This is a genomic window from Halosolutus gelatinilyticus (genome assembly GCF_023028105.1).
GTDB lineage: Archaea > Halobacteriota > Halobacteria > Halobacteriales > Natrialbaceae > Halosolutus > Halosolutus gelatinilyticus.
Window position 1 is genome coordinate 1033849 of record NZ_CP095491.1, and the last position, 19389, is coordinate 1053237.

Below are 19389 nucleotides of genomic sequence, written 5' to 3' on the forward strand. Positions count from 1 at the left end.
ACGTTGCGCGGCCAAGAGTACCCGAGTCGGATCGACTCCACGAACCGATTTCTCACGGTACGTAGCCCGCGAATCAACGATGAACGCGACGAACGAACCGGTCACGAGGGAGTGCCGACGGACGCCAACGGTCGATCGGCCGTCACCAGGGCGAGCGGCGGGGCCGGACGAGGGTGATCGCCCGTGCGGTTGATCGACGTCCCCCTCCAGGTCGATCCGTCGGAACTCGAGGCGATTCCGCACGAGGAACTCGTGTGGCTGTTCGCCATGCTCACCCTGTTGTTGCTGTTCGCTCGCGGCCTCGGCGAGGTGGCGAAGCGCTTCGGCCTGCCGTCGGTCGTCGGCGAGTTGACCGCCGGGATCGTCCTCGGCCCCTCACTGCTGGGGGCGATGTCGGCGACCGCCGCCGCGGTCGAGTTCACGACGGGCCACGGCGTCGACCTTCAGGTCGGGATCAATCTCATCAGCGTGTTGTCGTGGATCGGGCTGATCATGCTGATCATCCTGACCGGCCTCGAGACCGACCTCGACCTCATCCTCTCGAAGGCGACCGAGGCGACGGTGATCGCGGTCGCGAGCATCGTCGTCCCGTTCGCGCTCGGCTTCGGCTTCGCCTGGTACCTCCCCGAGACGTTCCTCGCGGAAGGCGGGAGCCGACTCACGTTCAGCCTCTTCGTCGCGGTCGCGATGAGCATCTCCGCCATTCCGGTGATCGCCAAGATCCTCATGGACATGGGCCAGATCCGCCGGAACTTCGGGCAGATCACCCTCGCCGCGGGGATGATCAACGACACCGTTGGCTGGATCCTCCTCGCGCTCGTGGCGGGCCTCGAGCGCACCGGGCAGGTCGAACTCTCAAGCATCGGCGGCACGATCCTCTCGCTGGCGATCATCCTCGGCGTCGGCTTCACGATCGGCCAGCGGGTCGTCCGCTGGATCTTCGTCCTGGTCGACAACTACGTCGGCGGGCAGATGGCCAAGATCACGACGCTCATGGTGCTCGCCCTCGGGATGGGGACGGTTACGCACGCGCTGGAACTCGAGGTCGTCCTGGGTGCGTTCATTGTGGGCATCCTCGTCGGCCAGGTCAACCGGTTCGACTACGAGACCGAGCACGTCTTCGAGATGGTGACGCTCTCGATCTTCGCGCCGATCTTCTTCGCGGCGGCCGGCCTGCGCGTCGACCTCGGGCGGTTGCTCGAACCGACGGTCTTCACCGTCGCCGCGGCCGCCCTCGCGATCGCCGTCGTCGGCAAGTTCGTCGGCTCGTACGTCGGGGCGAAGGCCGTCGGCCTCGGCCACTGGGAGGGAATCACGATGGGCGCCGGTCTCAACGCCCGCGGCGCGATGGAGATCATCGTCGCCCTCGTCGGCCTCACCCTCGGCGTCCTCACCATCGAGATGTACAGCATCATCGTCTCGATCGCCGTGCTCACCTCGGTCATGGCGCCGCCGATGCTCCGGTACACGCTCCCGCGGGTCCCCATGACCGAGGAGGAGCGCGAGCGCATCGAGCGGGAGGAACGACAGCGCAAGAGCTTCCTCGGGGCCGTCGCGCGGATCCTGCTCCCGACCCGCGGCGGCGCCGACACGCAGTACGCCGCCCGGCTGCTCGGCCCGCTGATCCGCGATCGCGACATCGAGCTGACGTCGATGTACGTGGCGACCGCGCGCGACGGCCGCGACGACGGGCTGTTCGCCAATCCGATCGATCGCCTCCGCGGTCGCCGGCCGACGCGGTCCGACGGCAGCGGGCCGTCGGAGGACGGCTCGTCGACCGCCGCGACCGGCGACGCGGCGCCGGATCTCGAAGCCCTGGCCGACGACGCCGAACACGCCGAATCCGCCGAACACGACGTCACCGCGCGGGCGTTCGAACTGATCGAGCGGCGCCTCGGCGACCAGGACCGCCCGCCCCGAACCCGCGTCCGCGAGGTCGAGGGCAGCGTCGCCGACACGATTCTCGACGAGTCGACCAACTACGACCTGACCGTCCTCGGCGAGGCCGGCCGCGGGCGCGATCCGGACGAACCGCTGTTCAGCGAGACCGTCGATCGCGTGCTCCAGGAGACCTCGCGTCCGACGATGGTCGTCAGCACTCCCTACTCGGGGGAGAGCGCCCTCGAAGAGATGGACGCGGAGTTACGGCGGATCCTCCTGCCGACCGCGGGGACGGAGTACAACCGCCACGCCGCCGAGATCGCGTTCGCGATCGCCACGCGGGAGAACGCGATCGTCGAGATCGTCCACGTCGTCGACGAGCCGCCGGTCGACGAGCGGTTCGTCGACCAGCCCGACCTCTCGAAGGCGATCGGGATCGGCGAGGAGATCGTCGACCGCGAGGCCGACCTCGGACACGAGATGGGCGCCGACGTGCTGACGACCGTCGAAGTGAGCGATCGGCCCGAAGCGACGATGGTCGAACTCGCCCACCAGGACGACGTCGACCTCATCATCATGGGAACCGAGATGCGCCCGATCAGCAAGCGCGCGTTCTACGGCCACCGCGTCGAGCACGTCCTCCAGAACGCCGACTGTCCCGTCGCCGTCGTGAGTTCGGTCTGACGGCCGCGGGACAGGACGCCGGCAACCGCAACGGCGACGGCTTTCACTCGGGCCTCCCATCGAAATCCCGTGAGCGATCGCACTACCGGCGCGGGTTCCGAGCCCGACGTCGACGACCTCGAGTTGAGCGACGCCGAACAGGAGGCGCTACACGACATGCAACTCGGGATGGAGTACGTCCACCGGGCCTACGGCAGCCTCCTCGAGTTTCACCACCAGCTCGGCCACGCGATGGACCGGATGAGCGACGCGGAAGACGGACTTCGCCGGGCGGGTCGCGAGGACTGGGCGAACCAGCTTCGCGACGAACACCTCCCCGCGGGGGCGATCAGCGACCAGTGGACGTTCGAACTCGTCGAGGAGTTCTCGACGGCGTTTCTCGGCGAGGTCGACGCCTTCGAATCCGATCTGCGAGACGAGCTGGCGGACGGCGTCGATCACGTGACCGAACGGCGCCAGAAACGGCGGGTCCGCGAGCGCGCGGAGCGCGCCGACGGGGACGGCTAAGATACCAAGCGTTTTCGCGGTTCGCGTCGGAACGGTCGGTATGACCGATCGGTACGACGCCATCGTGATCGGCGTCGGCGGCATGGGTAGCGCGACGGTCGCCCATCTCGCCGACCGCGGCGCGGACGTGCTCGGCCTCGAACGGTACGACGTCCCGCACGGGTACGGCTCCTCCCACGGCATCACCCGGATCATCCGGCTGGCCTACTACGAGGGAGCCGACTACGTCCCGCTGTTGCAACGCGCGTACGATCTCTGGCGCGACCTCGACGTCGACCACGATCGTCAACTCCTGTACCGGACGGGCTCGATCGACGCCGGACCGGCCGGCGATCCGCTCGTCGAGGGATCGAAACGGTCCTGCGAGGAACACGACCTCGAGTACGAGCACCTCTCGAGTTCGGAGCTTTCGGAGCGCTACCCGGGCTATCAGCTCCCCGACGAGTACGAGGCGATCTACCAGCCCGACGGGGGCTTTCTCGTCCCCGAGCAGTGTATCGTCGCCCACGTCGAGCGCGCCCACCGGGCCGGCGCGACGATCCGCGCCAGGGAGCGCGTCGTCGACTGGCGGTCGACGCCCGACGGCGGCGTTCGCGTCGAGACGGATCACGGCGAGTACGAGGCCGACTCCCTCGTGATCACCGCCGGCGCGTGGGCGGCCCGGTTCGTCGACGCGCTCGACGGCGTCGCCGTCCCCGAACGGCAGGTGCTCGCCTGGCTCCAGCCCCGCGAGCCCCACTACTTCGAGCCCGATCGGTTCCCCGTCTGGAACCTCCGGACGCCCGAGGGGCGCTACTACGGGTTTCCCGTTCACGGCGTTCCGGGGTTCAAGTTCGGCCGCTACCACCACCGCGAGGAGACGGTCGACCCCGACGCGTTCGAGCGCGAACCGACGCAGGCGGACGAGCGGCTGCTCCGGTCGTTCGCCGAGCGCTACTTCCCCGACGGCGCGGGGCCGACGATGCGACTGCAGACCTGTCTCTTCACTAACACCCCCGACGGTCGCTTCGTCCTCGACACGCTCCCCGACCACCCGCAGGTCGCCGTCGGCGCGGGCTTTTCGGGCCACGGCTTCAAGTTCGCCAGCGCGATCGGCGAGGTCCTCGCCGACCTCGCGCTCGACGGCGAGACCGAGCACCCGATCGAGCAGTTCTCGATCGACCGGTTCTGAGCCTCCGATCGGTTCCGACCGTTCGGAGCCGACCGAGACGGCGCGTTCGAACGCGCCGTCTCGGTTCGATCGCCGCCCGCATCACAGTTCGTCGACGATTTCGTCGGCGAACCGCGTCAGTCCGCGTTCGCTGTCCTCGTTCTCGATCGAGACGATCGCGCGATCGACGCCCAGTTCGTCGAGCCGCGCGAAGTAGTCCCTGAACCACTCGACGCCGGCCCGATAGCCGAGGTGCAACGGCTCGGGGTCGGCCGTCCGATCGTCCGCGAGTTCGACCCGGACGGCCATCGCGAACGGCTTGTCGCCGGCATCGGCGCGCCACGCCTCGAGATAGCGCTCCAGGGTACGGTCCGGCAGGTGGTAGAACAGCCAGCCGTCGCCGTGTTCGGCGATCCACTCGCGGGACTGGCGGGCGTGCCCCGTCGGCAGCAGCGGGAGCGTCCCCGCCGTCGGCTTCGGGACGACGTCGAGATCTCCCTCGCGCGCGCCCCACTCGCCCTCGAGGCCGGGGTAGTCCTCCCGCCAGACCGTTCGGAGCGTTTCGACCGCCTCCCGGAACCGATCGCCCCGCGCCTCCCGATCGACGCCGAACGCGGGAAACTCGGGGTCCCGATCGCCGGTCGCCACGCCGAGGACGAGTCGGCCGTCCGCGAGCCGATCGACCGTCGCGGCGGCCTTCGCGACGTGGAGCGGATGTCGAAGGGAGAGGACGATGCTCGCCGTCCCGAGCGCCGCCTCGTCGGTGTGCGCGGCGACGTGGGAGAGCCACGGCCAGGTGTCGAACGTCTGCCCGGCGTCCTCAGAAGCGGTTCGCGCTTCTGATGGGCTGCACGAGAGCGAAGCTCTCGTGAACGTCGCCGAACTTCGGCCAGTGCGTGGGAACGTCCAGCGCCCAGAGGCCGTCGAAGCCGACCGACTCGGCGCGTTTCGCGAGCCGAATCTCTTCGGCAACGTCCGGCGTCGATCGGTTCGTCCCCGTAAGCGGAAAACCGGTGACAAAGGTGAGGCCGTCGCGGGCGAAGAGTCGCTGGTACCCCGCGTTCTCGTGATCGGCGGCCATTCAGTTGCGATATCGGCTCCGGGACCATGACGCTGTTCGTTCTCGAACGACGGCGATCGATCGTCGTCCGTAATCGAGATGGCGGCCCGGTCACGCGGCTTCGGCAGTGTCTCGATCGCGAACAGTTCAGATGGATATCTACGTAGTCCCTATCCGCAACGTGACGAGACAGCGCGAAGAAAAATCGAAGATCGGACCGGTACGCGATCAGTCGTCGGCCGTCGCGGCGCCGCTCCCTTCGGCCTGGTCGCGGGTCCAGGAGAGCTTGCCGCCGGCGGCGAGGATGTCGCGTTCGCGCTCGGAGGCGTCGAGCGTCGTCGTGTACTCCTCGTCGCCGTTGACGCGGATCGTGAACTCCTCCTGACCGCTGGTGACGGCCTCGAAGACGTCGTCGACGATCTCGATTTCGTCGCCCTGATCGATCGCGTCGTAGGTTTCCTCGTCGATCGTCAGCGGGACGATGCCGAAGTTGAAGAGGTTCGCGCGGTGGATCCGGGCGAAGCTCTGGGCGAGGACGGCCTCGATGCCGAGGTACATCGGACACATCGCGGCGTGCTCGCGCGAGGATCCCTGGCCGTAATTCTCGCCGGCGACGAGGACGCCGCCGTCGGCTTCGCGGGCGCGCTTAGCGAAGGTCTCGTCGACGCGCGAGAGGGTGAACTCGCTCAGCTTGTCGATGTTCGACCGGTACATCAGGATGTCCTGCGTGGCGGGGATGATGTGGTCGGTCGTGATGTTGTCCGCCATCTTCAGGAGGGCTTCACCTTCGATGTCCGAGTCGAGTTCGTCCCGCAGGGGGACGTCGCCGATGTTCGGGCCCTTGACGAGTTCGTCGTCGACGGCCTCGTCGGGCGTGATGAGGTCCGTCTTCGAGCCGGTGTACTCGTCGGGCAGTTCGACGCCGGGCGCCTCGAGATCGCCGAGTTCGTCGGCCAGGTCGCGCGGGTCGACGATCTCGCCGGCGATCGCCGCGGCGGCGGCGACTTCCGGCGAGCAGAGGTAGACGTTGTCGTCCTCGATGCCGGAGCGGCCCTCGAAATTGCGGTTGAACGTCCGCAGGGAGACGGAGTCGCTTGCGGGAACGTGGCCGATGCCGATACACGCCCCGCAGGTGGCCTCGGAGAAGTTGACGCCGGCGGCCATCATCTCCGCGACCCACCCTTCGCGGGCGAGCATCTCGGAGGCCTGCTTGGAGCCGGGCGCGACGATCATCTCGGTCCTCATGTCGACCTCGCGGCCCTCGAGTATCTTCGCGGCGGGGAGGATGTCCTCGTAGCCGCCGTTGGTACAGGAGCCGATGATGACCTGATTGACGTCCTGGCCCGCGACCTCGCGGACGGGGACGACGTTGTCGGGCATCGACGGCTGGGCGATCAGCGGCTCGAGATCGGAGAGGTCGACGACGATCTCGTCGTCGTACTCGGCGTCGTCGTCGGGCTGCAACTCGACGTACTCGTCGCCGCGACCGACGCGCTCGAGGTAGTCCTGGGTCTGCTCGTCGGTCGGGAACAGCGACGAGGTCGCGCCGAGTTCCGTCCCCATGTTGGTGATCGTCATCCGTTCCGGCGCGGTGAGCGACTCGGCACCGGGGCCGGTGTACTCGAGGATCTTGCCGACGCCGCCTTTGACCGAGAGGCGACGCAGCATCTCGAGGATGACGTCCTTCGCCGTCGCCCAGTCGGGCAGTTCGCCCTCGAGGCGGACGTTGACGACTTCCGGCATCTCGATGTAGTAGGGCGCGCCGCCCATGGCGACGGTGACGTCGATCCCGCCGGCGCCGATCGCCAGCTGGCCGAGGCCGCCCGGCGTCGGGGTGTGTGAGTCGGAGCCAAGCAGCGTCTTGCCGGGGGCCGCGAAGTTCTCGCGGTGGACGTTGTGACAGATGCCGTTTCCGGGGCGAGAGAAGTACGCGCCGTAGGTGCCAGCAGCAGAGCGGAGGAAGCGGTGGTCGTCGGTGTTCTTAAAGTCGAACTGATACGTCTGGTGGTCGCAGTACTGCGCGGCGACCTCGGTCTGGACCTCGTCCAGTCCCATCGCTTCGAACTGGAGCCAGACCATCGTCCCGGTCGTGTCCTGCGTGAGAACCTGATCGATCTCGATCCCGATCTCCTCGCCGGTCTCGAGTTCGCCCTCGACGAGGTGATCGTCGAGAATCTTCTCGGTGAGCGTTTGTCCCATAGCACCCGAAACTCGGCTTTCCGTCCTGATAAATCCAGCGTGTTTCTGTAGCGATCAACCGTGTTAATTCCCCGCAGAACGGCAGATTCGCGTAATTATTGCCGGCTACGAAGACGGGCGACAGCACGTGCTCCTCGACGATCGCTTCCGGCGCTGGACGTCGACCGATCGGCTCCGGTACGCATCCGCGACGTCGCGGACCGGACTCGAAATGTGTTTCACACTCGGACGACCACCAGGGATCATGTACCGATCCGGCACCTTCGTCGCCGAACACGTCTCGCCGACGACCGACGAGCAGATCCAGCCAAACGGTGTCGATCTCACCCTCGACGTCGTCTTCGAACAACTGGAACCGGGACGGATCGGCCGCGACGGGAAACAGATCGGCGAGCGAATCGCGCGGCCGCTCGAGGAACTCGAGCAGAAGGCGCCCGAGACGTACTATCTCCCGCGGGGCGCCTACGTCGCCCGCTACGGCGAACGCATCGCGATCCCCGAAGGCCACGTCGGATTCGTCTACCCTCGATCGTCGCTGATGCGCAACTCCTGTATGCTCAACACGGCGGTCTGGGACGCCGGCTACGAGGGCCGCGGCGAGGGGCTATTGCAGGTCCACCACGACGTCGAGATCGAGCGCGGCGCCCGGATCGCGCAACTGGTGTTCGCCGAGGCGAACCACGAGAACGTCTACGACGGCAGTTACCAGGGCGAAAACCTGGAGTAACCGTTCTCGACCGGGATCTATCGACTCGAGGAAGTCCTCGCCGGCGACCCGGATCCGCCCACGCTGACGTTCGCCGACGAGGCCCGGTCGCTGGTGTCCGCCGGCGATAGAAGCCTAGAGCGAGATCCGTTCGCCGGCGGTGACGTCGAAGACCGGCAGTGGAGCCGGGCGAGCGGCTACGCCCGGTTCCTGCTCGCGAAGGGATTCTGCGAGCGTCTCCACGACGCCGTGGACGTGCTAGACGGCGGGAACTCGTAGAGTTGCTGTCGCGAGCCTCCGGCTCGGCGGGAAGCGCCAGATTCGCGCCGCCGATCGTCCTACGCCGTCTCGTTGTCCTCCATTTCGTCGCCGTCGGTCGCGTTGCCTCCCGTTTCGTTGCTGCCGGTTTCGTTCTCCTCCGATTCGTTGCCGCCGGTTTCGTTCTCCGCGCGGTCCTGGCCGTCGCCCGTTCCCTCCTCCGCCTCGGGCTCTTCGTTCTCTTCGCCGCCCCCGCCGGGTCCGCCGCAACCGGCGACGAGCGCGGTCGATGCCGTGAGTGCTGCCATCCCGAGGACGCGTCGACGCGTTCGGGGTTCGGGTCGTGCGGATCGGTCTGACCGGTCCATATTCGCGTTTTCAGAGCCATCCCAATAAGCCAGAAACCAGCATTCGCGGGGTCCGCCTCTCGGTACGCGATCGATCGCGGGGCGGGCGCCCGAAGCGATCGTCAGCGACGGTCCCGCTGATCGGGTGTCGGCTGCCGATTCACGTATCGTTTTGCCGATCGCTCGCGAAGGGGACGCGTACCGATGATGGCGACGACCCACGCGTTCGCGGGCCTGGCGATCGTCGCGCCGATCGCGGTCGTCGTCCCGGAGTTCGCCCCGGCGCTGGCCGTCGGCGCGATCTTCGGCGGGGTGGCGCCCGATTTCGATCTCGCCTTCGAACACCGCCGCACGTTCCACTACCCCATCCTCGGCGCCGTTCCGACCGCGATCGCGACGGGGCTGGCCGCGTTCGCTCCCGCGCCGCCGACCGCGGCGATCGCGGCCTTCTCGGCGACGGCGTGGCTCCACGCGGCGAGCGACGCCCTCGGCGGCGGGCCGGAGATGGACCCGTGGACGAACCCGAGCGATAGGGCGGTCTACGATCACCGTCGTGGTCGGTGGATCCGCCCGCGCCGGTGGATCCGGTACGACGGCGCGCCGGAGGACGGCCTGCTCGCGGTCGCGCTCGCGGTGCCGGCGCTGCTCGTCTTCGACGGCTGGATCGCGATCGCCGTCCTCGGGGGAGTCGCCGTCTCGCTCGTCTACACCCTGCTTCGGCGACGACTGGTGGCGTGGACGCCGGAGCGATTCGAGTGACCGCGGTCGCGATCGGCCCCGGGCGGGCCTGAGAACCATCGGGTCCGCCAATCGCCGGTCGCGTCCGCAGTCGGAACCCTGATACTATCGTGCTTCGAGACGTTCGGTATGATCGATGGGGTTCTCGCACAGACCGTTCACCTGATCTTCGCCGCGATCTGGGCCGGGAGCGTCTTCTACGTCGCGTTCGTCGTGTTACCGATCGCGCGTGACGGCGCGTTCAACTCGACGAAACCGCTCGAACGCATCTCGAGCGCGCTCACGACGATCTCACGGGTCAGCGCCCTCGTCTTGCTGCTCACCGGCGGTCACCTGGCCGGCACGCGATACACCGCGGACGGACTCGTCGGGACGACCAACGGCCGCCTGGTGCTCGCGATGGTTGCGCTCTGGTTCACCTTCGCCGCCCTCGTCGAGATCGGAGCGAAGCGACTCGACGGCGGCCTCACCGGCAAGAAGCTGCGCGAACCCGCGGCGACCGCGTTGCCGTTCTATCGGGCGGCGGCGGCCGTCGGCGTCGCGTTGCTCGTCGTCGGGGGCGCCATCACGACGAACGTCTCCGCGCTCGTCTGATTCTTCGTTCGCACCCGTCCGATTCCCGGCCGCCGGTCGACGGCGCCGCTCGATCCGCTCGCGTCCCGATTGAACGGCCGAATCGATCGCGTCGACCGTCGTTTTCGGTCGAGTTATCCCGATCTCACCGACGTCCGTTCCGGCCGATCCTCGTCGATATCCGCCCCGATCGACCCCGTCGAAACCTGTCATCGGTCCTGGATAGTCTGCCGAAAGATACTTAGCCGGTTACTGTAACGTACTCGCATAATGATCAGGGGTAAAGAGATGGCCCTGTCGCTTCTCGCGGTGGGGACGGCAGCCGTCGCCGGCTACGTGATCCAGTCGGGGCGCAACCGGCGCGCGACGGCACGATCGAAGGCAGACCTCGGCGCGCGCATCGTCAACGAGGTTCCAGAGGGGGCGACCGTCGTCGACGCGACGTCCCGGAAGCTCGACGACATCCCCGGCGCGCGGCGCGCGATCGATCGCGCGATCCGTAACGAGGCACGCGAGGAGTGGGAGCACGTGACCCTCGAACGCGACGGCGCGTGGTCGATCGTCGACGCGATCCGGCAGTCGCTGCCCTACCACGACGCCAGGGGAACCGAGTACAACGGCGTCTACGTCAGCGACGGCGACCGAGTGATCGTCCTCGACGCGATCGGGTGGGCCCGACTCGAAGACCCGCTGTACTAACCTCGAGACGACGGTCGGTTCGAGCGGCGAGTTCGTCGCAACGTCGATCCGTCGGCGGCTTCGTCGCCGATCGTACCGCGTGTGCGGTTCCGAGAGCCCGGCGGAACCGTCGGCTTCCGGCCCGTCGAACGCGACGGACGGACCGGCGATCGAATCACAACCCCTACCTCACCGCACCGCACATCTCCCGCCATGCAACTGGGCGTAATCGGACTCGGACGCATGGGGCAGATCGTCGTCGATCGAACGCTGGCGGCCGGCCACGACGTCGTCGCCTTCGACCTCGACCCCGACCCCGTGGCGACGGCCGCCGACGCCGGCGCCGAACCGGCGGACTCGATCGCGAATCTGGCCGATCGACTCGGCGACGACAAGCGCATCTGGCTGATGGTCCCCGCGGGCGACCCCGTCGACGCGACGCTCGAGGAACTCGACCCGCGCCTCGACGCGGACGACGTGGTCGTCGACGGCGGCAACTCCTACTTCGAGGACTCCGTTCGGCGCGCAGCGGCCTGCTCCGCGGCCTACCTCGACTGCGGCACCTCCGGCGGTCCCGCGGGGGCGGAACTCGGCTTCTCCCTGATGGTCGGCGGCCCCGAGTGGGCCTACGAGGAACTCTCGCCGGTCTTCGACGCGGTCGCGACCGGCCCCGACGGCCACGAGCGCATGGGTCCCGCGGGTTCCGGCCACTACGTCAAGATGGTCCACAACGGCGTCGAGTACGCGCTGATGCAGGCCTACGGCGAAGGGTTCGAACTCCTCCACGAGGGTCGGTACGACCTCGACCTCGAGAAGGTCGCCTCGGTCTGGAACAACGGCGCGGTGATCCGATCGTGGCTGCTCGAACTCTGCAAGGAGGCGTTCCGCGAGGAGGGCACCGACCTCGGCGACGTCGCCGATCGGGTCGAGGGCGGCTCGACGGGCACCTGGACGGTCCAGGAGGCCCTCGAACAGGAGGTCCCGCTGCCGCTGATCTACACCTCGCTTTCCGAACGGTTCGGCTCCCGGGCCGACGACGGCCGCTTCTCGCGACGACTCGCGAACCGGCTGCGGTACGGCTTCGGCCGCCACGAGGTTCAACGGCAGGAGTAACGTCCAGGTTGTCGGATTTTCGCAGTAGAGATTCGATCGGTATGGGATGCGGACGGTACTGCGACGATCGAAAACACCACGAAAGCCCCTGGCGTTGAGCAGACGCTCCGCATCTGCTCAACGACAGCCCCTTTCACTCCCACCCGTTCTGGCTACTCGGACAGGCCACCGCGGGTGGGAGTGAAAGGGGCTGGCACTCTCGAGGAAGGCGCGCGATGCAAGCACCGAACGACGTGAGGTGCGCAGCGAGCGCACCGACTTGAGAGTGTCAGGGGCTTTCGTGGTGTTGTAATACCGAGAGATCGGTTGTCTCTGAACCGAATCGATGATCGATTACGACGAGGTGCCGGAATCCGCGCTCTCGGACTCCCTTTCTTCCTCTTCGTCTGCGTCCGTCTCAGTCACCGATCGGAACGCGTCGAGGATGACCTGCTTCGCGACCGCGCCGCGGGAGGTCCAGTGGGTCGCGTAGTCGAGCATGTCGTCGTAGATGTCGGGTTTGCAACCCGCGGCCTTGGGGTGGCCGCCGCCGTTGACCAGGCCCGCGACCTCGTGGCAGCGATCGAATTCGTCGGTGCCGCGGATCGAGGCGGAGCCGGCGGGTTTGACGATCACGGAGGCGTCGGCGCCCTGCTCGCGCATCGCCTCGGCGACTTCGTTCTGCGAGCAGCGGCCGTAGGTGACGCCGACCGTGTAGCCGCCGATCTCGCGGAGGTCCGCGCGGGCGACGGCGCGATCGATCAGCGCCTGCTTCTCGACGCGGCGCTCCTCGAGGAAGGCCAGGACCCACTCGGGGAGGTCGGCGCCGTACTCGCGGACGACCTCGACGTACTCGGCCGGATCGGTCCAGTAGGCGAAGTCCGCGAGGTCGTCGCTGCGGGGGTCCTCGCGCAGCCAGAGGTCGTGGTCCCGGGTGACGGCTGCGAGTTCCTCGTACCGCTCGTCGAAGTCGTACTCGAGCGATCGGTAGACGACGTCCGCGCTGCACTCCTCGTCCGAGTCGCCGACGACGAGGTCGACGCCGGCGTCGCGAACGGCCGCGGCGACGTCGTCGTGCCACTGGTGGTGGTCGTACCAGGCGACTCGCGAGGCCGCGTCGAGCGCCATCGCGAGTTCCTCCTCGACGTACTCGTACTTGTCCGGCGCGAGGTCGCAGACGTAGAGGTCGATTCCGTCGTCGCCGTACTCGGCGACTCGGGCCAGCGCGTCTTCGACGTCGTGGGGGCCGGCCGGGACGAGGGCGACGGAGTGCGGCGTCGGTTCGGGTTCGTCGAGCGGACTCTCCGCGTCGCCCGCGAGGACGGTGGGGTCCGCCTCGACGTCGTCGACGGCGTCGGCCGCCTCGGGCTCCGGGGCCGAGTCGTCTGCTTCGTCACCGTCCGGTTCCGGCACGTTCCGGACGTCGTCGTAGGCCTCCCGGAGCAGGGCGACGCAGGCCAGGCCGTCCGCGTCGGGGTCGGCGACGACGGCGACCTCGGCGCCCTCGAGCGCGGCTGCCGTCCGTTCGTCTTCGAGGTCCTCCTCCAGGGAATCGGGCAAGAAGAAGCCGGTTCCCGGCAGGACGGACTTGCGGGCGATCGACAAGTCGCGGCTGTCGATGAGCTCGTCGTACATGGCCAGTTCTGGGCGCCGGGTGCGGAAGTAACCGCCGGTCTTCGTTCTGTCGCGGATTCAGGCGTCGGAGACCGACTCCTCTCCGCCGCCGCTCGCGGGGTCGAGCTGCCGGACCGTCAGCACGGGAACCGGCGAGGTGCGAACGACGCGTTCGGCGACGCTCCCGAGTAGGAGGCGATTCTCCCCGTGGCGACCGCGGGTCCCGGTCGCGATCAGGTCGGCGTCGATCTCGCGGGCGTACTCGCGGATTTCGGGGGCGGGACGACCCTCCCGGATCGCCGTCGCCACGTTCCGATCGATTCGCTGCTCGACCGTGGCGAGCGCGGCGTCGGCGGTGGTTTCGAGGGCGGTGCGGAGTTCGTTCCGAAGCTGTTCCGGCGAGGCGTCGACCTCGCTCGCGTCGATCACCGAGAGCGCGTGGACCTCGGCGTCGAATCGATCCGCGAGATCGATCGCGATGTCGACGGCCCGTTTCACGCTGTCGGAGCCGTCGGTGGCGACGACGACCGTATCGAACATGCTCGTGGATTGCGACCGAATCGGCATAAATTCACTCGACGGTTCTCGTCGTCGGGAATCCGACCGAGACACCACCGGAGACTTCTCACTCCGTCGACGGGCGAGGGCGAGACGTCGTATTCCGAATCCGGGTCGACGCGGGGGAGCCTTTTTGACGGCGGGCCACGCACTGGCGCCCATGGACGCCAGCGAGCCGTTCGCCGTCGACACCGTCCTCGCGCCGGTCGACGGGAGCGACGAGTCCGCTACCGCCGTCGAGTACGCCGTCGCGATCGCCGATCGATACGACGCGTCCGTGCACGTGCTGTTCGTGCTCGGTCGGGGCGTCGTCCGCGGAATGGACGTCGGCACGGTGGACGAATCCGCCGTCGCGGAGAACACGCAGGGGTTTCTCGACGACGTGAGCGCGATCGCGGACGACGAGGGCGTCCCCCTGACCACGTCCGTCGACAACGGCTTCTCGCAGACGCGAAAGACGCGCCACCCCGGGAACGTCGTCCTCGACACCGCCGACGCGGTCGACGCGGACTTCATCGTCCTGCCGCGCGAACCGGTGACCGGAGCCTCCGCCGAAGTCCTCGAAAAAGCGGCCGAGTACGTTCTCTCCTACGCGAGCCAGCCCGTGCTGTCCGTCTGAGTCGCTAGTCCAGCACGATCGCCATCTCCTGTTCGAAGCTCTCCGCGCCGGTCGTCTCGAACCCGACGCGCTTGTAGAGGGCGATCGCCGGGTTGTTCCAGCGTTCGACGGTGAGCCACACCCGTTCGATGCCGAGGTCGCTCGCGCGGCCGAGCAGGTTCTCGAGCAGGACGGTCCCGATGCCGGCCCGCTGATACGTCTGCAGGACGAAGATCGCCAGCTCCCACTCGACGTCACGACGCTCCTCGATCGCGGACGGATCGTCGGTGTCGGGGACGAGCATCGCGTGGGCGATCACGTCGCCGTCGTGGCGCGCGACGACGTTGATGCTGTCGCCGCCGATCGCCTCGAGCCAGTTTCGGATGCGCTCCTCGCCGGTCGGCGGAATCCCCTGCGCGCGGTCGGTGGGATCGAACTGATCGTACATCTCGACGACGTCGTCGAGGACGTCGCCGTCGAATCCGTCGACGGCCTCGAGGACGATCGGCCGATCGTCGCCGTCCTCGAACGACGTCGGCGGCGACTGAAACGGGCCCGCCGGTTCGTCCGGATACGAACGTGCTCGGTCCATCGTTATCGTACCAGCGTAACCGTGATCGGGGAGTTCAACAGGACGAACTCGGTGACCGGCCCGAGCTGGATCTTCCCCATCGGACTCAGCGTGCCGCCGCCGATGACCAGTTGGTCGAACTCGCCCTGTTCGGCGTGGTCGACGAGGGCGCTGCCTGGATCGCCGTCCAACCGTTCGATCGCGGCGTCGATCCCGGCCTTCGAGAGGAGATCCTCCGCCTGCCGGCGCATCTCGTCCTGCGATCGCTCCGCCTCGGGCTTCTCGACGATGGCGACAGTGAGGTCGTCGCCGGCAGCGCGCGTCCGCTCGATCGTCCGGCGAAGCGCCGTGATCGACTCGTCGCTACCCGCGAGTCCCAGCAACACGTTCATACGTACGCGTGTGAGCTACGAGACGAAAACGATTGTGCCGGTCGAATCGCCGCGCCGCCGCCGATCTCGCGGATCGCGCATCAGCTGTTATCCCGCGGGTCGTGTGCGACGACGTCGGCGCGTGACGACGGCGTTAAGGGTATGTGGTGAATAGGTCCACGGAATGAGTGACGCGGCGCTCGATGTCGTCGAGTTTTTGCTCACGACGAGCGTGTATTCGGACGATAGACGACTGGACGAGAACGATCTTCCGCCGGCGTACCGCCGGGTATACTGGTCCGGCGGCGTCGACGACGACGGGAGCGAAACCGGCGGTACGCAGGCGAAGCCGGCCGGAATCAGTCGTCCGCTCACCGTGACGAACGCGGCCGCGCGCGAGGCGACCGAGATCGATCAGCCCTGGGCGGCCGTCTCGGAGCTGATGTTCACCGAGCGCGACGAGTTCTCGGGGACGATCACGCTCGCCGATGAGGGGCTCGCGGAGCAGTGGTTCGCGGAGCGCGTCGACGACGATCGACTGCTCGAGAATCCGACGCTGGCGAGACATTTCACCGAGCACGACGAGTTCGACGTCGACGTCGATTACGAGGCGGCGCGCGATCGCAACCGGCCGATTCAGGCCGATCGGGTCTGGATCGACGGCCTGCTCGAGCAGTACTTCGACGAGGAGGAAGACGAGGAGATGCTCGACCTCGTGGAGGTTCGCGCCCCCGAGGAGGTCGACATGTCGCTGGACGACCTCGTGTTGACCGCCGACCAGGAGAACGAACTCGACAAGATCTCGAAGGCGATCGAACACCGCGACTACCTCGCTGACATCGGCCTGCGCGAGATCGGGAAACTGCTGTTCGTCGGGCCGCCGGGGACGGGGAAGACGTCGACCGCGCAGGCGCTGGCCCAGGACATGGACCTGCCGTTCGTCGAGGTAAAACTCTCGATGATCACCTCGCAGTACCTGGGCGAGACGGCGAAGAACGTCGACAAGACGTTCGAGGTCGCGAAGCGACTCTCCCCCTGCATCCTCTTTATCGACGAGTTTGACTTCGTCGCCAAGACCAGAAGCAGCGACGAACACGCCGCGCTGAAGCGGGCGGTCAACACCCTGCTGAAGAGCATCGACAACATCTCGCTCATCCAGGACGACGTCCTGCTCATCGGCGCGACGAACCACCCCGACCAGTTGGACGCCGCGGCCTGGCGGCGCTTCGACGAGATCGTCAACTTCCCCAAGCCGGACTACGGCATGCGGGCGGACATCCTCCGGGTCATCACCCGCCAGATGACGATCGAGGAGTTCGACCCCGAACTGATCGCCGACGCGACCGAGGGGTTGACCGGCAGCGACCTCCGAATGGTCCTCCGGGAGGCGGTGCTCGAGGCGCTCACCGAGGATCGGACGAGCCTGACCCAGGAGGATCTGCTCGAGGCCGTCGAGGAGTTCGAGGAGCGCGACACCTTAAAGAACATGGATATGATGGGCGGCGATCACGACGCGCTCGTCGCCGGCGGCGACATCAGCAAGGCGAGTTCCGACGGCGGACATGACCACGGTCACGATCACTCGCACGATCACGGCGACGACTAGCCGGTCAACGGGGTCCGTAGGAGCGCATCCGGCACCGTTCTCGCGTCTCGGAAAGATTGCCGTCGACCGCGGTCGCTCACCCGAACCCCCGGATACCCCCGCGAACGCTCAGGGACAGTCGATCGACGCGGCGGTTTCGACGAGTTGCGTCCGCTCGAGGTCGCCGCTCAGGCTGTACTCGAGATCGCCGCACGTCCAGTAGAGGGCGTTCACCCGTCCGTCGACCAGCGTGGCCTCGGTGCCGTCGACCGTCACCTCCTCGCCCGGCGGCTCGGCGTCGCGGTCGTCCGTCACGGACAGCCACAGGCCGTCGTCGGGACCTGCGTAGGTCGCGCTGACCGTTATCGTCCCAGTACCGTCGTCGATCACGGTGGCCGTTTCGAAGCTGTATCCGTCGGGCTCGTCGGGCGCCGCGACGTCGAACGGCGCGGCGTCGGACGCGGCCTCGAGGCCGTCGAACGTCTCTCTGGTGACGTCCTCGGCGGTCACGATCTCGGCGCCTTCGGGCGGGTCGAACGCGAACCGCTCGTCGGCGACGTCCGCATTGAATTCGATCTCCTCGAAGGTGGTCGTCACGGTTTGCGACTCACCGCCGATCGTCAGTTCGGCGCGCTGCTGAAGTGGATACCAGTACTCCTCGTCGACCCAGAGCTTGAGTTCGTCGTAGATCCCGGCCAGTTCGTCGTCGGCCGCGCTCTCGTTGCTCGGCGTGAGTCTGATGACGTGAACGTCGCGGTCGGCGACCGTGTCGGTCCCCAGGTGTTCGACGTCGAACGTCTCGAGGAATCGCTCGAGTTGCGCTTCGTCCATGGTGCCGATCGTACCGCCGGCGCCGGCGTCGCTCTCGAACTCGAACGTCCGAACGACGTCGTCGCTCGCGCTGTAACTCCACACGCCGGATTCGTTGGCGACGGTGACGTCTCCTTCGGTCGTGTGGCCGGCGGTCGACGACCGAACCTCCTGGCGGTACTGATCCGGCGATCGTTCCCACACCTCGAGGGTCGTCGTCGTGGTCTCGTCGCCGAACTCCACGGTCGTCCGCTGAACGCCGCGGAGGTCGTCGATCTCCTCGTGGCGCTCCTGAACGTTTTCGGCGATCGTTTCCGCGTCGAGGGTACTTCCGTCGATCGGTGCGTTCGTACACCCCGCCGTCACGAGCAAAACGGCGACGCAGAGGACGCCGAGCCGCGGCGGGAACCAATTAGTTGTCATTGCAATTTGCACTTCGAATTGGTACGTATTATGGATTGTATTGACTCAAAACCGGTTTTGAGTCTCCGCGGCCGACGAACCTTCGACCGGCGTCACTCGAGGACGCCCTGCACGTAGAGATGACAGAGCACGAGCGCGGAGATGGCCGTCGACAGAAACGTCGCGGTGGTACTCAACCCGAACACGGCGAGCCGCACCGTCTCGTTCCCCAGGAGAGGGTACGGTTCGGTCGCCGTACCGAGTTCGCTGACGAACACCGCCGTCGCGATCGTCAGCACCAGCCCGACCAGCAGAATCGTGGCCCGTCGCAGGAGCGAGACGATCCCCCAGCTCACCCGGAACGCGGCGATCGGACCGTATCCGCCGACGATGGCCGCCGTCGGCGCGAGGACGGACTTGGCCCCGGCGACGACGAGCAGTCCGAATAGCGCGACGGTCCCGAGCAGCCAGCCGATCGTGGCGGCCATCCCCGACGCTGAAACGGCGAAAACCGCCGTGAGAACGATCTCAACCAGCAATATCCCCGTGACGACGAACCAGATCAGCATCGTTCCGATCACCGCCGGCGACCGACGAAGCGCGTACGCGACCGCCGTCGTCGGGGCGTACCGGCGATCGGCAATCGCCCCGGCGGCGAGCGTTGCAGCGTAGCAGTAGACGAACGGTCCGACGGCGAACGTGACGCCGGCGAGCGCGAGTTCGAGGCGAAACGATCCGAGGTGCCCGATAAGCCGGGCGGCCGCGAGCGCGAGAAACAGAAGCGGGATCGACGGCCGCGACGGGAGCACGCCGAGCGCCCACAGGAACACGTCTCCGATCCCCCGGCGCGCGACGATCGAGTCCACGCCGCGGCACTCGAGACACGCACAGCCGTCCGTTTCCGTTCGGCGTTTGATCTGTTCGACCATTCACACGAAAGGCGCGTACCGACGCACGTAAAAATACCTGTAGGTACGGAACTCTCGACCGGCCGTGGGACCCGAGCG

The 19389-nt window shown here is 67.4% G+C and carries 19 protein-coding genes and 1 pseudogene; 11 read left to right on the forward strand and 9 right to left on the reverse strand.

The genetic code is table 11. The annotated features are described in order from the left end of the window. The first annotated feature begins 183 nt into the window (after positions 1 to 183). The 3 genes from MUH00_RS05295 (at position 184) to solA (ending at position 4243) form a co-directional block, all read left to right on the forward strand. Entirely contained in the window at positions 184 to 2565 is a 2382-nt protein-coding gene (locus MUH00_RS05295) for a cation:proton antiporter domain-containing protein (RefSeq protein WP_247002765.1), read from the forward strand. A gap of 156 nt (positions 2566 to 2721) precedes the next feature. Then, positions 2722 to 3072 (forward strand): hypothetical protein, encoded by a 351-nt coding sequence (locus MUH00_RS05300; protein WP_425603063.1) that lies wholly within the window; start codon positions 2722 to 2724, stop codon positions 3070 to 3072. Positions 3073 to 3112: 40 nt separating this feature from the next. Then, positions 3113 to 4243 carry an N-methyl-L-tryptophan oxidase gene (gene solA / locus MUH00_RS05305; protein ID WP_247002769.1) on the forward strand — a complete coding sequence of 377 codons (1131 nt, stop codon included), beginning with the start codon at positions 3113 to 3115 and terminating at the stop codon, positions 4241 to 4243. A gap of 81 nt (positions 4244 to 4324) precedes the next feature. Here solA and MUH00_RS05310 read toward each other — a convergent pair. After that, positions 4325 to 5303 (reverse strand): annotated as a pseudogene (locus MUH00_RS05310) (LLM class flavin-dependent oxidoreductase). Positions 5304 to 5510: 207 nt separating this feature from the next. Further along, positions 5511 to 7481, reverse strand: a complete 1971-nt coding sequence (locus tag MUH00_RS05315; RefSeq protein WP_247002770.1) for an aconitate hydratase — start codon at positions 7479 to 7481, stop codon at positions 5511 to 5513. A 244-nt stretch (positions 7482 to 7725) separates the two neighbouring features. Here MUH00_RS05315 and MUH00_RS05320 point away from each other — a divergent pair, with 244 nt between their 5' ends. Further along, positions 7726 to 8208, forward strand: coding sequence for a deoxyuridine 5'-triphosphate nucleotidohydrolase (locus MUH00_RS05320; RefSeq protein ID WP_247002772.1), 483 nt, complete (start codon positions 7726 to 7728; stop codon positions 8206 to 8208). A 93-nt stretch (positions 8209 to 8301) separates the two neighbouring features. Next, complete coding sequence (locus tag MUH00_RS05325; RefSeq protein ID WP_247002774.1) at positions 8302 to 8466, forward strand: hypothetical protein; 165 nt, start codon at positions 8302 to 8304, stop codon at positions 8464 to 8466. Positions 8467 to 8525: 59 nt separating this feature from the next. Here MUH00_RS05325 and MUH00_RS05330 read toward each other — a convergent pair whose 3' ends face one another. Continuing rightward, on the reverse strand, positions 8526 to 8753 hold the full coding sequence (locus MUH00_RS05330; RefSeq protein ID WP_321576090.1) for a hypothetical protein: 228 nt from the start codon (positions 8751 to 8753) through the stop codon (positions 8526 to 8528). Between the two features lie 243 nt (positions 8754 to 8996). Between MUH00_RS05330 and MUH00_RS05335 the strand changes: the two genes are divergently transcribed. From MUH00_RS05335 to gnd, 4 genes are all read left to right on the forward strand, one after another. After that, positions 8997 to 9551, forward strand: a complete 555-nt coding sequence (locus MUH00_RS05335) for a metal-dependent hydrolase (protein WP_247002778.1) — start codon at positions 8997 to 8999, stop codon at positions 9549 to 9551. Positions 9552 to 9659: 108 nt separating this feature from the next. Next, positions 9660 to 10124: a copper resistance protein CopD gene (locus MUH00_RS05340; protein WP_247002780.1), complete on the forward strand. Its 465-nt coding sequence runs from the start codon at positions 9660 to 9662 to the stop codon at positions 10122 to 10124. Between the two features lie 249 nt (positions 10125 to 10373). Next, complete coding sequence (locus MUH00_RS05345) at positions 10374 to 10802, forward strand: hypothetical protein (RefSeq protein ID WP_247002781.1); 429 nt, start codon at positions 10374 to 10376, stop codon at positions 10800 to 10802. A 192-nt stretch (positions 10803 to 10994) separates the two neighbouring features. Beyond that, a complete protein-coding gene (gene gnd / locus MUH00_RS05350; RefSeq protein WP_247002783.1) occupies positions 10995 to 11894 on the forward strand; it encodes a phosphogluconate dehydrogenase (NAD(+)-dependent, decarboxylating) in 900 nt (299 codons plus the stop codon). 333 nt (positions 11895 to 12227) lie between these two features. Here the strand turns inward: gnd and MUH00_RS05355 are convergent, their stop codons facing one another. Both MUH00_RS05355 and MUH00_RS05360 read right to left on the reverse strand, forming a co-directional pair. Next, positions 12228 to 13508 (reverse strand): DHH family phosphoesterase, encoded by a 1281-nt coding sequence (locus MUH00_RS05355; protein WP_247002785.1) that lies wholly within the window; start codon positions 13506 to 13508, stop codon positions 12228 to 12230. A 57-nt stretch (positions 13509 to 13565) separates the two neighbouring features. Then, positions 13566 to 14027: a universal stress protein gene (locus MUH00_RS05360; RefSeq protein WP_247002787.1), complete on the reverse strand. Its 462-nt coding sequence runs from the start codon at positions 14025 to 14027 to the stop codon at positions 13566 to 13568. Between the two features lie 178 nt (positions 14028 to 14205). Between MUH00_RS05360 and MUH00_RS05365 the strand changes: the two genes are divergently transcribed. Further along, a complete protein-coding gene (locus tag MUH00_RS05365; protein WP_247002789.1) occupies positions 14206 to 14664 on the forward strand; it encodes a universal stress protein in 459 nt (152 codons plus the stop codon). A 4-nt stretch (positions 14665 to 14668) separates the two neighbouring features. On the opposite strand, the gene MUH00_RS05370 is transcribed toward MUH00_RS05365, so the two are convergent. Further along, a complete protein-coding gene (locus MUH00_RS05370) occupies positions 14669 to 15235 on the reverse strand; it encodes a GNAT family N-acetyltransferase (protein WP_247002791.1) in 567 nt (188 codons plus the stop codon). Between the two features lie 2 nt (positions 15236 to 15237). Next, positions 15238 to 15606 carry a universal stress protein gene (locus tag MUH00_RS05375; protein ID WP_247002792.1) on the reverse strand — a complete coding sequence of 123 codons (369 nt, stop codon included), beginning with the start codon at positions 15604 to 15606 and terminating at the stop codon, positions 15238 to 15240. A gap of 163 nt (positions 15607 to 15769) precedes the next feature. Between MUH00_RS05375 and MUH00_RS05380 the strand changes: the two genes are divergently transcribed. Beyond that, complete coding sequence (locus MUH00_RS05380; protein WP_247002794.1) at positions 15770 to 17191, forward strand: ATP-binding protein; 1422 nt, start codon at positions 15770 to 15772, stop codon at positions 17189 to 17191. A 108-nt stretch (positions 17192 to 17299) separates the two neighbouring features. Here MUH00_RS05380 and MUH00_RS05385 read toward each other — a convergent pair whose 3' ends face one another. Then, entirely contained in the window at positions 17300 to 18403 is a 1104-nt protein-coding gene (locus MUH00_RS05385; protein WP_247002796.1) for an outer membrane lipoprotein-sorting protein, read from the reverse strand. A gap of 92 nt (positions 18404 to 18495) precedes the next feature. Beyond that, the gene (locus MUH00_RS05390) at positions 18496 to 19311 is read right to left on the reverse strand and encodes a hypothetical protein (protein WP_247002798.1); all 816 of its coding nucleotides are present in this window, start codon (positions 19309 to 19311) and stop codon (positions 18496 to 18498) included. Positions 19312 to 19389: the final 78 nt, after the last annotated feature.

Excerpts from the sequence above, each read along its gene's own strand:
- MUH00_RS05300 (WP_425603063.1), top strand. The coding sequence starts at position 2,722 with ATGCAACTCGGGATGGAGTACGTCCACCGGGCCTACGGCAGCCTCCTC.
- solA (WP_247002769.1), top strand. The coding sequence starts at position 3,113 with ATGACCGATCGGTACGACGCCATCGTGATCGGCGTCGGCGGCATGGGT.
- MUH00_RS05315 (WP_247002770.1), bottom strand. The coding sequence starts at position 7,481 with ATGGGACAAACGCTCACCGAGAAGATTCTCGACGATCACCTCGTCGAG.
- MUH00_RS05320 (WP_247002772.1), top strand. The coding sequence starts at position 7,726 with ATGTACCGATCCGGCACCTTCGTCGCCGAACACGTCTCGCCGACGACC.
- MUH00_RS05330 (WP_321576090.1), bottom strand. The coding sequence starts at position 8,753 with ATGGCAGCACTCACGGCATCGACCGCGCTCGTCGCCGGTTGCGGCGGA.
- MUH00_RS05335 (WP_247002778.1), top strand. The coding sequence starts at position 8,997 with ATGATGGCGACGACCCACGCGTTCGCGGGCCTGGCGATCGTCGCGCCG.
- MUH00_RS05340 (WP_247002780.1), top strand. The coding sequence starts at position 9,660 with ATGATCGATGGGGTTCTCGCACAGACCGTTCACCTGATCTTCGCCGCG.
- MUH00_RS05345 (WP_247002781.1), top strand. The coding sequence starts at position 10,374 with ATGATCAGGGGTAAAGAGATGGCCCTGTCGCTTCTCGCGGTGGGGACG.
- gnd (WP_247002783.1), top strand. The coding sequence starts at position 10,995 with ATGCAACTGGGCGTAATCGGACTCGGACGCATGGGGCAGATCGTCGTC.
- MUH00_RS05355 (WP_247002785.1), bottom strand. The coding sequence starts at position 13,508 with ATGTACGACGAGCTCATCGACAGCCGCGACTTGTCGATCGCCCGCAAG.
- MUH00_RS05360 (WP_247002787.1), bottom strand. The coding sequence starts at position 14,027 with ATGTTCGATACGGTCGTCGTCGCCACCGACGGCTCCGACAGCGTGAAA.
- MUH00_RS05365 (WP_247002789.1), top strand. The coding sequence starts at position 14,206 with ATGGACGCCAGCGAGCCGTTCGCCGTCGACACCGTCCTCGCGCCGGTC.
- MUH00_RS05370 (WP_247002791.1), bottom strand. The coding sequence starts at position 15,235 with ATGGACCGAGCACGTTCGTATCCGGACGAACCGGCGGGCCCGTTTCAG.
- MUH00_RS05375 (WP_247002792.1), bottom strand. The coding sequence starts at position 15,606 with ATGAACGTGTTGCTGGGACTCGCGGGTAGCGACGAGTCGATCACGGCG.
- MUH00_RS05380 (WP_247002794.1), top strand. The coding sequence starts at position 15,770 with ATGAGTGACGCGGCGCTCGATGTCGTCGAGTTTTTGCTCACGACGAGC.
- MUH00_RS05385 (WP_247002796.1), bottom strand. The coding sequence starts at position 18,403 with ATGACAACTAATTGGTTCCCGCCGCGGCTCGGCGTCCTCTGCGTCGCC.
- MUH00_RS05390 (WP_247002798.1), bottom strand. The coding sequence starts at position 19,311 with ATGGTCGAACAGATCAAACGCCGAACGGAAACGGACGGCTGTGCGTGT.